At 68.6% G+C, this 13203-nt stretch carries 14 protein-coding genes; 6 read left to right on the forward strand and 8 right to left on the reverse strand.

What is annotated here, in order from left to right; genetic code table 11:
* Window positions 1-8: 8 nt before the first annotated feature.
* On the reverse strand, window positions 9-368 hold the full coding sequence (locus B0F77_RS24765; protein WP_086665359.1) for a hotdog fold thioesterase: 360 nt from the start codon (window positions 366-368) through the stop codon (window positions 9-11).
* 154 nt (window positions 369-522) lie between these two features.
* Here B0F77_RS24765 and polA point away from each other — a divergent pair, with 154 nt between their 5' ends.
* A complete protein-coding gene (polA, locus tag B0F77_RS24770) occupies window positions 523-3147 on the forward strand; it encodes a DNA polymerase I (RefSeq protein ID WP_245848598.1) in 2625 nt (874 codons plus the stop codon).
* 169 nt (window positions 3148-3316) lie between these two features.
* Here the strand turns inward: polA and B0F77_RS24775 are convergent, their stop codons facing one another.
* Window positions 3317-4201: a 4a-hydroxytetrahydrobiopterin dehydratase gene (locus B0F77_RS24775; protein ID WP_211293992.1), complete on the reverse strand. Its 885-nt coding sequence runs from the start codon at window positions 4199-4201 to the stop codon at window positions 3317-3319.
* A gap of 124 nt (window positions 4202-4325) precedes the next feature.
* Here B0F77_RS24775 and B0F77_RS24780 point away from each other — a divergent pair, with 124 nt between their 5' ends.
* Together B0F77_RS24780 and B0F77_RS24785 are read left to right on the forward strand one after the other, a co-directional pair.
* Window positions 4326-5483, forward strand: a complete 1158-nt coding sequence (locus B0F77_RS24780) for a glycosyltransferase (protein ID WP_086665361.1) — start codon at window positions 4326-4328, stop codon at window positions 5481-5483.
* A gap of 65 nt (window positions 5484-5548) precedes the next feature.
* On the forward strand, window positions 5549-6604 hold the full coding sequence (locus tag B0F77_RS24785; RefSeq protein WP_086665362.1) for an Hsp70 family protein: 1056 nt from the start codon (window positions 5549-5551) through the stop codon (window positions 6602-6604).
* Here the strand turns inward: B0F77_RS24785 and B0F77_RS24790 are convergent.
* Both B0F77_RS24790 and B0F77_RS24795 read right to left on the reverse strand, forming a co-directional pair.
* Entirely contained in the window at window positions 6594-7811 is a 1218-nt protein-coding gene (locus B0F77_RS24790) for an aminotransferase class V-fold PLP-dependent enzyme (RefSeq protein WP_158102813.1), read from the reverse strand. The two genes, B0F77_RS24785 and B0F77_RS24790, sit on opposite strands and share 11 nt — an antisense overlap.
* Entirely contained in the window at window positions 7798-8271 is a 474-nt protein-coding gene (locus B0F77_RS24795; protein WP_211293994.1) for a DUF1453 domain-containing protein, read from the reverse strand. Before B0F77_RS24795 ends, B0F77_RS24790 begins: the two co-directional genes overlap by 14 nt.
* 64 nt (window positions 8272-8335) lie before the next feature.
* On the opposite strand from B0F77_RS24795, the gene B0F77_RS24800 reads away from it, so the two are divergent.
* Window positions 8336-8938 (forward strand): TetR/AcrR family transcriptional regulator, encoded by a 603-nt coding sequence (locus tag B0F77_RS24800; RefSeq protein WP_245848594.1) that lies wholly within the window; start codon window positions 8336-8338, stop codon window positions 8936-8938.
* Here B0F77_RS24800 and B0F77_RS24805 read toward each other — a convergent pair.
* The gene (locus B0F77_RS24805; RefSeq protein ID WP_086665365.1) at window positions 8895-9509 is read right to left on the reverse strand and encodes a class I SAM-dependent methyltransferase; all 615 of its coding nucleotides are present in this window, start codon (window positions 9507-9509) and stop codon (window positions 8895-8897) included. The genes B0F77_RS24800 and B0F77_RS24805 overlap by 44 nt on opposite strands.
* An 84-nt stretch (window positions 9510-9593) precedes the next feature.
* Here B0F77_RS24805 and B0F77_RS24810 point away from each other — a divergent pair, with 84 nt between their 5' ends.
* Window positions 9594-10505, forward strand: coding sequence for an Lrp/AsnC family transcriptional regulator (locus B0F77_RS24810; RefSeq protein WP_245848595.1), 912 nt, complete (start codon window positions 9594-9596; stop codon window positions 10503-10505).
* Between the two features lie 18 nt (window positions 10506-10523).
* Here B0F77_RS24810 and B0F77_RS24815 read toward each other — a convergent pair whose 3' ends face one another.
* The gene (locus B0F77_RS24815; protein WP_086665366.1) at window positions 10524-10973 is read right to left on the reverse strand and encodes a winged helix-turn-helix transcriptional regulator; all 450 of its coding nucleotides are present in this window, start codon (window positions 10971-10973) and stop codon (window positions 10524-10526) included.
* A 76-nt stretch (window positions 10974-11049) separates the two neighbouring features.
* Here B0F77_RS24815 and B0F77_RS24820 point away from each other — a divergent pair, with 76 nt between their 5' ends.
* Entirely contained in the window at window positions 11050-11568 is a 519-nt protein-coding gene (locus tag B0F77_RS24820; RefSeq protein ID WP_158102814.1) for a GNAT family N-acetyltransferase, read from the forward strand.
* On the opposite strand, the gene B0F77_RS24825 is transcribed toward B0F77_RS24820, so the two are convergent.
* Window positions 11549-12244 (reverse strand): hypothetical protein, encoded by a 696-nt coding sequence (locus B0F77_RS24825; protein WP_086665368.1) that lies wholly within the window; start codon window positions 12242-12244, stop codon window positions 11549-11551. The two genes, B0F77_RS24820 and B0F77_RS24825, sit on opposite strands and share 20 nt — an antisense overlap.
* The gene (locus B0F77_RS24830; RefSeq protein ID WP_086665369.1) at window positions 12241-13140 is read right to left on the reverse strand and encodes an FAD-binding oxidoreductase; all 900 of its coding nucleotides are present in this window, start codon (window positions 13138-13140) and stop codon (window positions 12241-12243) included. Before B0F77_RS24830 ends, B0F77_RS24825 begins: the two co-directional genes overlap by 4 nt.
* Window positions 13141-13203 lie beyond the last annotated feature (63 nt).

Genomic DNA, 13203 nt, shown 5'->3' on the forward strand with positions numbered 1-13203 from the left:
CCCAGTGTTCAGGCTCCAGGTGCCTTCGCCCGCAGGATGCACGTGAGGCGGGCGGTGCAGGTGCGCTTGCCGTCCTCATCGGTCACGACGATCTCGTACGTCGTGGTGCTGCGGCCGAGGTGGATGGGGCGCGCCACGCCGGTGACGAGGCCCTCGCGCGCGGCGCGGTGGTGGGTGCAGGACAGTTCGAGTCCGACCGCGATCGAGCCGAACTGAGCGGCGTGCATCGCGGATCCGAGGGAGCCCAGCTGCTCGGCGAGGACCGCGTTCGCGCCGCCGTGCAGCAGGCCGAACGGTTGCCTGTTGCCCTTGACCGGCATGGTGCCGATCATCTCCTGGACATCCCATTGGGTGATTTCGATGCCCATCCGGACATGCAGCTGTTCCTCGGCGAACTCGACGGGCAGGTCGGGGGTCACGCGCGCTCCAAGGGCTCAAGCAAAACTGTCAGACCCCCACCCTAGACTCGGGCTCGTGACTACCTCAGACGTGAAGCGGCTCCTGCTCATCGACGGTCACTCGATGGCCTACCGAGCGTTCTACGCCCTGCCCGCAGAGAACTTCGTGACGAAGACGGGCCAGGTCACGAACGCCGTGTACGGGTTCACGTCCATGTTGATCAACATCCTGCGCGACGAGAAGCCGACGCACGTGGCGGTGGCGTTCGACGTGTCCCGCAAGACCTTCCGCTCCGAGCAGTACCCCGAGTACAAGGCCGGTCGCTCCAAGACGCCGGACGAGTTCCGCAGCCAGGTCTCCCTGATCAAGGACGTGCTCGCCACGCTCCGGGTCCCCACCATGGAGAAGGAGAACTACGAGGCGGACGACATCATCGCGACCCTGACCACGCAGGCCGTGGAGCAGGGCTTCGAGGTGGAGATCGTCACCGGCGACCGCGACGCGTTCCAGCTGGTCAACGACCAGGTCACGGTGCTGTACCCGGTCAAGGGCGTCTCGGAGATGGGCCGGTTCAACCCCGCGTACGTCGAGGAGAAGCACGGCGTGCGGCCCGACCAGTACGCCGACTACGCGGCGGTGCGCGGCGACTCCTCGGACAACCTGCCGAACACGCCGGGCGTGGGCCCGAAGACGATCATCAAGCTGCTCAACCAGTTCGGCGGGCTCAACGAGCTGGTCGACCGCGTCGACGAGGTGCCGGGCAAGGTCGGCGAGGCGCTGCGCGGCAACCTGGCGAACATCATCATGAACCGTCAGCTCACGGAGCTGATCAAGGACGTCGAGCTGCCGTACACGATCGACGGCCTCGAGGCGCAGGCGTGGGACCGCGACGCCGTGCACGCGCTGTTCGACGAGCTGGAGTTCCGCGTCCTGCGCGACCGTCTGTTCCAGACCCTGACGGCCGCGGAGCCCGAGGCCGAGGAGGGCTTCGAGGTCTCCGGTGGCGCGATCCCCGCCGGCACGCTCGCGAAGTGGCTCGACCAGAACGCGCGCAAGACCCGCGTCGGCGTGGCCCTGCGCATCACGACCGACCTGGAGGGCGTCGCCCTCTGCGCGGCCGACGGTGAGGGCGGGTACGTCGACGTCACCGAGCTCAACGAGGCCGACGAGCAGGCGCTGGCGGCCTGGCTGGCGGACGAGGGCGTCGCCAAGGCGGGCCACGACCTGAAGCTGCCGCTGCGTCGCGTGCGCGCCCGCGGGTGGAAGCTGCGCGGCCTGTCCTCGGACACGGCGCTCGCCGCGTACCTGGTGCGGCCCGGCCAGCGTTCGTTCGCCCTGGACGACCTCGCGTTGCGCTACCTCAAGCGCGAGCTGCGCGCCGAGGAGTCCGGCGACGGCCAGCTGTCGTTGCTCGCCGACGAGTCCGAAGAGGCGCAGAAGGTCGCCACCAGCACGATCCTGCGCGCACGGGCCGTGGCCGAGCTCGCCGACCGCCTGGACACCGAACTGGTGACCATCGGCGGCGCCGACCTGCTGGCGAACCTCGAGCTGCCGCTGATGAACGTGCTCGACGAGGTGGAGGCCGTCGGCATCGCCATCGACGTCGAGCACCTCTCGGAGCTGGAGGCGCATTTCGCGGCCGGCGTGAAGCAGGCGGCGCAGGACGCGTACTCGGTGATCGGCAAGGAGATCAACCTCGGCAGCCCGAAGCAGCTGCAGACGGTTCTCTTCGAAGAGCTGAAGATGCCGAAGACGAAGAAGACCAAGACCGGTTACACCACGGACGCGGACGCGCTGCAGAACCTGTTCGAGCAGACCGAGCACCCGTTCCTGCAGCACCTGCTCTCGCACCGCGACGTCACCCGGCTGAAGTCCACTGTGGACGGCCTGCTGAAGTCGGTCGCCGACGACGGGCGCATCCACACCACGTTCCACCAGACCATCGCCGCCACCGGCCGACTGTCCTCCACGGACCCGAACCTGCAGAACATCCCGATCCGCACGGACGAGGGCCGCCGCATCCGCCAGGCCTTCGTCGTCGGCGCGGGCTACTCCGAGCTGATGACCGCGGACTACAGCCAGATCGAGATGCGGATCATGGCCACGCTGTCCGGCGACGAGGGCCTGATCGCGGCCTTCAACAGCGGCGAGGACCTGCACACCTACGTTGCCTCGCAGGCGTTCTCGATCCCCACCGCCGAGGTGACGGGCGAGATGCGCCGCCGCATCAAGGCCATGTCGTACGGCCTCGCGTACGGCCTGTCGGTGTTCGGGCTGTCGCAGCAGCTCCGCATCCCGACCGAAGAGGCCCGCGAGCAGATGGAGGCCTACTTCTCCCGCTTCGGCGGCGTGCGCGACTACCTCAACGAGATCGTCGAGAAGGCCCGCAAGGACGGCTACACCGAAACCGTCCTGGGCCGCCGCCGCTACCTGCCGGACCTCACCTCGGACAACCGCCAGCGCCGCGAGATGGCCGAACGCATGGCCCTCAACGCGCCGATCCAGGGCAGCGCCGCGGACATCATCAAGGTGGCCATGCTCGGCGTCTACCGCGCGCTGGAGTCGTCCGGCCTGCGGTCGCGGATGCTCCTGCAGGTCCACGACGAACTGGTCCTCGAGATCGCCGACGGCGAGCGCGAGGCCGTGGAGGCCCTGGTCCGCGACCAGATGGGCAACGCCTACCCGTTGCAGGTCCCGCTGGAGGTCTCGGTCGGCGTGGGCCGCTCCTGGGACGACGCCGCCCACTAGCACCGCGTCGCGGCTTAGTTCTAGCGCTTGCCCCGTGGATGAAGGGACCCTTCATCGACCTGAGGTGGATGAAGGGTCCCTTCATCCACAACCGGGAGCACAACTAGGCCGCGACAACCTACTAGGCACTAGCGCCTGTGTGGTGTCCGCCGGCGTCGGCGGGCACCACTCAGCGGTCGGCGCCCGCGAACTGGCGGTAGGCCGCGTCGAGGTACTTCGCGAGCTGGATGTCGCGATCGGACACCCGGTGCCCGATGTCCCAGGTGGTGAGGTAGACCCGGACTGTGCGCCAGATGTTTTCCCAGCGTGGGTGATGGTTCGCGATGTCGCACCCCGGCGCGACCTCGTCCATGAACGTGATCGCGTCGCGGAACCGGCGGAAGCGGTACTCGCGGAACAGCTCGACCCGGACGCCGGACGGGTCTTCCGGCAGCGTGCTCTCCAGCACGGTCCACTCGCTGAGCGCGCCGCGCAGCGCGATGCCGAGCTTCTCCGCGCTGATCGGATCCGGTGTCTCCAGCGGTGGCACCGGATAAGGCCCGGATGGAGGTCGCCCGCTCGCACCTGGTGCCGGGGCCATCAACGACCGTATTCGGCTCGCCACGAGTTCGACGTCGTGGTCGAAGTACGCGTCGCGCAACTCGACGGCCTGTCGGCTGCTCAACGCGGCGACGGACTCGGGCAGCTTGTCGGGCGGTGCCATCGTGGCGCCGCTGACCAGCACCGGGATCACCGGTTTCGACAACGTCAGCGCGAGCTCCAGCTCCCGGCGCACCCAGTCGGCAGGCTGGTCGATCAGCCGCTCGCCCCACTCGTTCGCTGCCCGCAGCCAATCCGGCCCGATCACCACGAGGACCACGTCTGCCGCGGCGACCGCCTCTTCGAGCTCGTCAGGCCACACCGCGCCCGGCTGGACCGAAGAGGTGTCGAGGAACACCGATTCCTGTCCGAAGGTCTCCCGGAGCACTCCGTGCAGGCGCCCGGACACCGGTGCGGTGTCATTGCGCCGGTAGGAGATGAAGACCTGGGCCATGTGCGCCACCGTGGTGAGCATGGACAGGGCGCCAGAGGCTGTTCCTCGCCCCACCTCAACTTATAACCGACCGGTGGGCTTGCCGCAAGACCGGGGGTGCCCCTCACAATTCGTGGCCTGACCAGGGGATTCGAGGGGATTCACGATGCGGTTTCTGGTGTCCACGATCGGTTCGCGGGGAGAGGCACAGCCCGTCACCGCGCTGGCGGTGCAGCTGAAGGCGCTGGGCAACGACGTGACAGTCGTCGCGCCGCCGGACTTCGAGGACCTCGTGACCGGCAACGGCCTCGACTACACGCCCGTCGGCCCGCACCTGCGCACCGTCACCGCCGTCAAGCTGAAGCCAGAGGACCTGGGCCGGCTCGCCGAGGAATCGGTGCGGGAGCAGTTCCGGGTCGTCGGCCAGGCCGCGCGGGGAGCGGACGTGCTGGTGGCAGGTGGTGCACTGCAGCACGCCACGCGTTCGATCGCGGAAAGCATCGGCGCGCGCTACGTGTACGCGAGCTTCTGCGCCAACACGTTGCCGTCACCGCACCACGCGCCGCCCGCCATGTTGGGCCGTGTTCCGGTGAACGGAACGCCCGAGGAAAACCTCGCGCAGTGGGACCAGCAACGCCAGTTGTTCGGAAGTTCGCTCAATGCGATCAACGCCGAACGTGCCGAGCTCGGCCTCGACCCGATCGACGACGTCCGCGACCACATCTTCGGCGACGCACCGTGGCTCGCCGCGGATCCGGTGCTCGGACCGTGGCCCGGTCCCGGCGACCTCGTGCAGACCGGCGCCTGGCTGGCTGACGACGAACGTCCGCTAGCCCCGGAACTGGAGGCGTTCCTCGCGGACGGCGAACCGCCGATCTACTTCGGCCTGGGCAGCATGCGGGGAGCCCAGGACAAGGTGGACCAGGCGGTCGAGGCCGCTCGCGCGCTGGGCAGACGCGTTGTCCTGCAACGTGGTTGGGCCGATCTGCGGCTCGTGGACGACGCCCCGGACTGCCTCGCGATCGGTGAGGTGAACCAGCAGGCGTTGTTCCGCCGCGTCGCCGCGGTCGTGCACCACGGTGGTGCCGGCACCACGACAACGGCCGCGGCGGCAGGCACTCCCCAGATCGTGCTGCCCCACATGTACGACCAGTACTACTGGGGCAACCAGGTCGAACGCCTGAACATCGGACGGTCGGCGCAGGCCGTGACCACTGAAACCCTCGCGGAGGCACTGCGGCTCACCGAACAGGCCGCCAAGGTGGGCACACAGGTGCGCACGGACGGTGCGCGGATCGCGGCGGAACGGCTGATGACGTTGTAGTCCAGGTGAACCGGGCCATCTGAGACGTACGTGTTGTGGGTGTCCGCGCATGAGGGAGACCCGCGATGCCGTACCAGGTTGGGCTCGATCTCGGATCCGCAGGCACCACGGTCGCCACCGGCCGTGGTGTCACGACCACCTGCAAACACCGTCAGCACGCCACAGCCAAGGAGATCGCGAAGGTCATCGACGACCTCGCGGCCCGGTACGGGGAACCGCCGAGCCGGGTCGCGATGACGCACCCGTTGACCTGGCCGCACGAGTACCTCGAACAGTTCCGCGCAGACCTGATCGACGAGGGGCGTGCGGATGTGTTGTTCGTGCCGGCACCACACGCTGCCGCCATCGCGTTCGACGACAACGCGCAGATGCCCGAACACAGCACGGTGGCGGTGTTCGACTTCGGTGCCACCGGTTGCGACATCACGTTGCTGCGCAAGCAAAGCGTGTTCCTGCTGGCCGGGCAGCCGGAGCGGGTGGAGATCGGTGGGTTCGACCTGGACGACCTGGTCATCGAGCACGTGATCGCGAAGATCCGGACGCACAGCCCCGAGCTCGTGCGGAGCTGCGTCGAGGCGAAGGAACTGCTCGGCAGCTATCCCGAGGTGCGCATTCCGGTGGTGGTCGACGCCGAGGTCCGCGAGATCAGGCTCAGCCGGCTGGAGTTCGAGTCGATCATCCGGCCCGCGATAGAACTCGTCGTCGACGCACTCGAACGCGTCGTCAGAACCGCGGGTCTGTGCGAGCCCGAGGTCATCCTGCTCGTCGGCGGATCGGCGCGGATTCCGCTGGTGGTCAGGGAGATCGCGCAACGGTTGCACATCCCGGTGATGAGGGCACCGGACGGTGCGGCCGCGATGGGCGCGCTGCTCGAAGCCGAACAGCTGGAGCCCGAACCGTCCGAAGAACCGACGGTCTTCCTGCCGGCGCCGCGCGAGGAGGAGCCGTCGAAACGGCGGCTCCCGACCACGCCGTTCATCGCCGCCGGACTGCTGGTGCTCGTCCTCGGCGGTGGCTGGGCCGCGCACGAGGCCATGAACCGGCCGAAGGTGCAGGTGGAGACCACCAGCGTGGTGCTCAAGCCGCCCAGCACGGCGGAACTGCCCCGCATCAACGGGTGAGCGCGCGGATCTCCTTCAGCGTCCGGTCGATCTCGTTCGGGGTGTTGAGGATCGCGGTGCCGATCCGCGCGTACGGGATCCGGTAGGCCGCCGTGGTGATCTGGATGCGCTTCTGTTCCAGTCGCGCCACGACCTGATCGCCGGTCTGCCCGGTGACGTCGAAACACACCATGCCCGCGGACATCCGCGGGTCGCGTGGCGTGTGGATGACGACGCCGGGCATCCCGGCGAGCCCGTCCTTGAACCTCGTCGCCAGTTCGGTGATCCGTGCCGCCACCTGGTCGCGGCCGAGGCGTTGGTGGAACTCGACGGCCGCCTTCACCGCGTAGTAGTGCTCGAACGCGTGGAAGCCGCCCGGCCCGAGCAACGCCGTCTCGCTGCGGTTGCTCAGGCTCGGCAGCAACGGCACGATCTGGTCGCTCACCTGGGGATTCACCCACACCATGCCGGTGCCGCGCGGTCCGAACAACCACTTGTGCGTGCCCGCCACCACCACGTCCGCGCCCATGCGCGCCGCGTCGTCGTCGACGGCGGCCAGTCCGTGCACACCGTCGACAACGAGCAGACAGCGGTCTTCTTGCTTGCGGCCCTTGTTGACTTCGGCGACAACGGCAGCACACGCCCGCACAGGCATTCTCACGCCCGTGCTCGACTGCACCCACGTGATACCAACGGCGCGCGTCTGCGGTGTGATCGAGTTGCGCAGCCTCGTGGCGACCTCGTCCTCGGTGACCTTCGCCGAGGACTCGTAGAGCGTGCCGATCCTGACCTTCGCGCCGACCCGGCCCGCCGCCAGCCGGGCGGCCTGCTGGTGCCATGCGTGGTCCTGGTCGCTGAGCAGCAGTTCCTGGTCCGGTCGCAGTTTCAGGCCGCCGTAGACGATCGAGAGCCCGATGGTCGTGTTGGGCACGAACGCGATGTCGTCGGGGTTGCCGCCGACGTACTGCCCGAGCGCGACGGCGACCTCCTGCGCTTGTCCGGTCATCAGGTCGTGCGAGTTGGCGTCGAGTTTGCGCTTGAAGTTCTCCACGGCCGTGCGCACCTCACGCGGGTTCGACGCGAGGTAGAACAGTCCCAGGTTGATCAGCGTCGGGTCCAGCCGGAACTCGCGGCGCACGGCACCCCAGCCCACTCCCGGCGCGGCCGACGCGGCGGTCGGCGTGACGGCGAGAAGTCCGGTCCCCACGAGGAAATCACGACGATCCATGCCGTCCATAGAACCGCTGACGGACGTTGTTGGACAGCTGTCCGTTGTCCGGAGCAAACGGGATTCCGGTGTTCAGCGCTTTGGCCCCGATCGTGAACAACTCGCCGAGCATGCTCACACCGATGGACAGCTGCGTCGGCGTGTGCCCGCCGATGAGCAGCCCCAGCCCGAGGCTCGCGCCGAGCGACGTCACCCACACGACCAACGTCCACGGCGTGTAGCGCTGCCACAGGTGCCCGTCGCGTTCGAACAGCTTGATCGTCATGCCCCGGAACGCCCCGAACGCGAATCCGGCGGCGAGCGGGACCAGGTAGGTCAGGTGGAACTCGTCCACCGCGCGGATGCCGAAGAACGACAGGAACGCGGGCGGCGCCAGCAGGTCCCTCGCGTTGAGCGGCTCACCCATGAACCGGCGCACCAGCACGTACAGCACACCGGCCGCGATCAGCGCATATGTCATTGCTTCCCCCTTTTGTAGCATGACCCTGCTACTTAAACTAGCAGGGTCATGCTACAAAAGGGAGGTGTCACCTCGAGTCGTCGATCCCGTCGCCCGTCGCCAGGCCGTCGCGGAGGCGGTGTTCCGCGTGGTCGTGCGGGACGGGGTCGAGCAGGCCTCGCTGCGCAACGTGGCGGTGGAGGCGGGGCTGGCCATCGGCTCGATCCGGCACTACTTCGACAGCCACGACGACATGATCCTTTTCGCCGTCGAGGCGCTCATCCAGTCCATAGACCAGCGCGTCATGGAGCACGTGCGGTCACTCACGGACCGCACGGACCTGCGCCGCCCAGCCGAACGCGTGCTGTCCGAGGTCCTCCCGCTCGACGACCGCCGGCGCGACGAAGCCGTGCTGTGGCTGGCCTTCGCGACCGCAGCCCGGACCCGCCCCTCGCTGCTCCCGCACGCCGAACGGCTCTACGACGGACTGCGCGCGCTGTGCCACCGGGCGCTGACCGTGATGTCGGAGGCCGGCACCGTGGCGGCCGATCTCGACATCGCGCTGGAGACCGAACGGCTGTCGTCGCTGCTGAACGGCCTCACCGTCGACGGTGTGCTGCACCCGGACCGGATGACGCCGGACCTCACGGTGTCGTTGCTGCGCCGGCACCTCGACTCGCTGCGGTAGCTTCCACGACCCACACCGGCAGTTGGGGCATGTCGTAGACGCCGGTCAGCGAGATGACGTCCCGGTCGAACCGGGTGATCTCCCAGCCGCCGTCCTCCAGTGCGGTCCGCAGTTCGGTCTCGGTCATGTCGAACGGGCTTCCCTCGACCGCGAGCGAGGTGAGGTTCAGCAGCGCGCCGTCGACGGCGGCGTTCCGCAGGGCGCCGGCCAGCCCGGGGCGTTGCTCTGCCGGTACGCAGTGGATCAACGCGCTCGCCAGCACCGTGTCGAACTGCCCGGTGAACGCCGCCGAGTCGCCCACGACCCAGTCGACGCCGTCGCCTCGGCCACGAGCCGTTTCGATCGCGGTGGGCGCGATGTCGACGGCGGTCACCCGGAATCCGCGCGATGCCAGGAAGACCGCGTTGTCGCCCGTCCCGCAGCCCGCGTCCAGCACATGGCCGCGGAACCGTCCGGCGGCTTCCCACTCGACGACGATCGGTTGCGGCGCACCGATGTCCCACGGCACGCCGGCGTGCGGCATCCCCTCGACCAGTTCGCCGCCCCGGTAGAACTCCTCGAAATCAACCATGTCACCCAGCCTGGCGGGCGCAGCACCAATCCATCAGTGATGGACCGAAAAGTGGCGGAATCCAGCAGGAATTACCCTCGAACGGTGGAATCCATCGACCAGAGGCTGGTCCACGCGCTGCAGATCGACGGCCGCGCCCCGTTCGCGAAGATCGCCGACGTGCTCGGGACCTCCGAACACACCGCCGCCCGCCGCTACCAGCGGTTGAAGGAGCGCGGCATCGGGGTGAAGGGTGCGCTCAACCGCTTCCGGCTCGGCCACCACGCCTGGACGCTCCGGCTCCGCTGCACCCCGGACGCCGGTCCGGCGCTGGCCCAGGCGCTCGCCCGGCGATCGGACACGTTCTGGGTGCACCTGATGTCCGGCGGCACCGAGATCTCCTGCCTGCAACAGGTGGCGAATCCCGACCAACTGCTGCTGGACCGCCTCCCCAGGCGGTTGGTGGACGTGAGCGCGCACAACATCCTCCGCGGGTTCGCGTCGCCGGGCACCTGGCGCGGCATCGCCTGCCTCACCGACGACGAGGCCGCCGCCCTGAAACCGGAGTTCGAGCCTGAACCGCCGACGGAGGTCACGGACCTGGACGAGGCGCTGATCGCCGCTCTCGCCACCGACGGTCGCGCCGGTTTCGCGGAGCTGGCAACGAAAGCGGGCACGTCCGAGACGACCGCCCGCCGCCGCGTCGAGCACCTCAGGCGCACCGGCGTCCTGGAGTTGCACCTGGACGCCGATCCGGCCCAGTTCGGGTTCTCCACTCAGGCCAGGCTCTGGATGCGCGTCCAGCCCCGCCATCTCGCCGCGGCCGGCGCGGCGCTGGCCACCCATCCGGAGGTGTACTTCGCCGCTGCCACCACAGGGCCGGCGAACCTGGTCGCCAGCGTCACCTGTCGGGGCAGCGGCGATCTCTACCGCTATCAGACCGAGTGCATCGGCATGCTCGACGGCGTGACGGAACTGGAAACGGCTCCGGTTCTGCGCACGCTGAAGCGGTCGTGACCTCACGTCCGTACAAGTTCACTGCTTGGGTGTCACCTGCACGTCGCGTGCGGTCAGTTCGGCGCCGCACTCAGTGCACTCGACCTTCGCTCGCACGCCGCCGCCGCAGTCACGGTGGTGCAGGTGGAACGACTCGTCCTCCTCCTCTGGGGCCATCCACTTCTCGCCCCACGTGCGCAGTGCCATCAGCACCGGGTAGAGGTCGCGGCCCTTCTCAGTGAGGCGGTACTCGTGCCGTGTGCGCCCATCGTGCTGATAGGGCACGCGCTTGAGCACGTCTTCCTGCAGCAACACGTTGAGCCGGTCGGTCAGCACGCTGCGCGAGATCTCCATCGCGGACTGGAAGTCCTCGAAGCGGCGGGTCCCCAGGAAGATCTGGCGGAGCAGCAGCAGCGTCCAGCGCTCGCCCAGCAACGCGGCCGGACGGCTCAGCGTGCAGGGCATGCTGGCGAAACTCGCGTACGACATGAACCCAGGATATCCCTTGCGTTCGTTTTTCGAACTCAGCTACAGTTCGGATTCCGAACCCAGGGGGTCGATCCTCATGCGCGTCACCGAGCTCAACCGCGACACCGCGCCGGAAGCTGTCGACGCGGTGTTCGCGGGACTGTCGGCGCGAAGCCGCTACCTGCGGTTCCACTCGCCGACGCCACGGCTGACCGCCTCGGCCCGGCGGGTGCTCGTCGACGTCGACGGCGAACGGCACGCGGCCGTGTGCGCGCGGATCGGCGGCGACCCGGTCGGCATCGCGCGGTTGATCAGGACCAGCGAGTGCGGGGCCGAGATCGCCGTCGCCGTGATCGACCTGTGGCAACGCCGTGGCGTCGGGCGCCGGTTGCTGGAGGAGCTCACGACGGTGGCGGCCAGGATCGGCCTCGCGGAGCTGCACGGCGACGTGCTGCCGGACAACGAGGGCATGCTCGCGTTGGTGCGCAAGGTGTTGCCCGGCGTGCGCCTCACCAGGGAGATCGACACGATCCAGCTGAGCTACCCGCTGGCGTGGGTGACCGCCGAGATCACGGACGCCGATCTCATCGCGAGCCTCAACGCTCCCGGACGGTGAACGAGTAGTCGCCGGTCTTGCCGCTCTCCGACCAGATCACGATCTGCGTCTTGCCGTTCTCGCCCTCGTGCTTGGGGTTCCAGCAGACGTAGTGCGGCGTGTAGGTCTTCGCCTCGTCCTCGGCCGACTCCGCGGAGAAACCGAGCTGGATGTCCTCGCACGGCTTGCCGTCCTCGATCTCCACGCTCGCCGCGTCGAACGTGTGGACGTCGACTCGGCCGGGGACGTCGAGCTTGCCCTTGATCTCGCCGGGCTTCGACTGGAACGCGCGCTTCTTCAACGTCACCAGGCGGAAGCTGTACTTGCCCGGCTGGCCTTCATGCCCGGAGACGACCAGCTTGTGCTTGCCAGGTGCGGTGACACCGAACTGGTTCGGGCCGGGCAGGCCGTTGCCCTTCTGGTTCGTGTCTTCCTGAGCGGTGACCTTGAAGTCCACCTCGCCCTCGACCTCGACGAGCTCGAACTCCGTGGCGTCACCGAGATCGACGTCGTAGGTGTCCTGCTCGTCGGCGCTCGCGATGTCGCCGGCGCGGGCGTCGCCGTCCCGCACGTCCCCCTGCGCGGTGGTCCGGGCGTCCGGCCGGGGTGCCGTCGTCGGTGTGGTGGACGTCGGCTTCGCTGCCGCACCACACCCCGCGAGCACTGCCACGAGCGCGGCGATGATCGTGATTCTCACTGTTCTCCCTCGTGCACGGTCCAGCCCGACGGGTTCGGGACCAGGACCCTCAATGCGGTGCTCGTGTCTTCGAAGTGGCGCACCAGTTCCGTGGTCAGCGCGGAGACCTCGGTCGTCTCGCAGCGCAGATCGTGCGGCACGTGGTGATCGAACAGCGACTGGTGTTCCACATAGGCCAGCGGACGGGCTTGATCGACCAAAGGCCTTGCCTTGACCCGCAACGGTCTGGCACAGGACGCGCCGATCACCGGGTCGCCCATGAACGCGGGCACGACGGCCAACACCCTGCGCCCCACCAGATCGCCCGGCACGAACCGTTCCGGCGGTGCCGTGACGTACGCGGCCAGCCCGGCGAACTCGCGCCCCCTCGACGCGAGTTCGCCGAGCACCCCCAGTGCGGCCGGCGCATCGGCCAGCCGGTAGAGCAGCACTCCGCCGTAGACCTTGTGGTCCAACGGGTGCAGCTTCAGCGTGACGCTGGTGATCACGCCTTCCGGCTGTTCGGTGGTGATGAGCCGGCCATCGGCCGTGATGCACTCGGCGCGAACCAGGTTGTCCGCGGTCGTCCCGTGCAACGGCGTTAGCCAGCCGTGTGCTCTCGCCAGCACAGCGCCCACCACCGTGGCGTGCGACAGCCGCGGTCCCGGCGTGGCCAGGCCGTGTGCCTGCGTCGCCGCGTCCAGCTCGGCCCAGGTCGCGCCCGCCTGCACCTCGGCGGTCCGTTCAGCGGCGTTGATCGTGATCCCCCGCAACGCGCTCAGGTCCAGTGCCACCTCGTGCGGTTTCGGCTGCCGGCTGGTCGTGACCGCGAGCCGCTGCCGCGCCGCGAACCGCATGGTCGCCGAGATGTCGTGCGGCGAGGTCACCTGCACCTTCCGCAACGCCGTGATGTCCATGGGACGAGCCTGGCGATCCGGCGTTTCACGAACGTCTCACCGTGAGATGCTGACCTTGTGCCA

Source organism: Lentzea kentuckyensis, assembly GCF_002150765.1.
GTDB lineage: Bacteria > Actinomycetota > Actinomycetes > Mycobacteriales > Pseudonocardiaceae > Lentzea > Lentzea kentuckyensis.

Coding starts and splice junctions, on each gene's coding strand:
- B0F77_RS24765 (WP_086665359.1), bottom strand. CDS start 368: ATGGGCATCGAAATCACCCAATGGGATGTCCAGGAGATGATCGGCACC.
- polA (WP_245848598.1), top strand. CDS start 523: ATGGCCTACCGAGCGTTCTACGCCCTGCCCGCAGAGAACTTCGTGACG.
- B0F77_RS24775 (WP_211293992.1), bottom strand. CDS start 4,201: ATGCTCACCACGGTGGCGCACATGGCCCAGGTCTTCATCTCCTACCGG.
- B0F77_RS24780 (WP_086665361.1), top strand. CDS start 4,326: ATGCGGTTTCTGGTGTCCACGATCGGTTCGCGGGGAGAGGCACAGCCC.
- B0F77_RS24785 (WP_086665362.1), top strand. CDS start 5,549: ATGCCGTACCAGGTTGGGCTCGATCTCGGATCCGCAGGCACCACGGTC.
- B0F77_RS24790 (WP_158102813.1), bottom strand. CDS start 7,811: ATGGATCGTCGTGATTTCCTCGTGGGGACCGGACTTCTCGCCGTCACG.
- B0F77_RS24795 (WP_211293994.1), bottom strand. CDS start 8,271: ATGACATATGCGCTGATCGCGGCCGGTGTGCTGTACGTGCTGGTGCGC.
- B0F77_RS24805 (WP_086665365.1), bottom strand. CDS start 9,509: ATGGTTGATTTCGAGGAGTTCTACCGGGGCGGCGAACTGGTCGAGGGG.
- B0F77_RS24815 (WP_086665366.1), bottom strand. CDS start 10,973: ATGTCGTACGCGAGTTTCGCCAGCATGCCCTGCACGCTGAGCCGTCCG.
- B0F77_RS24820 (WP_158102814.1), top strand. CDS start 11,050: ATGCGCGTCACCGAGCTCAACCGCGACACCGCGCCGGAAGCTGTCGAC.
- B0F77_RS24830 (WP_086665369.1), bottom strand. CDS start 13,140: ATGGACATCACGGCGTTGCGGAAGGTGCAGGTGACCTCGCCGCACGAC.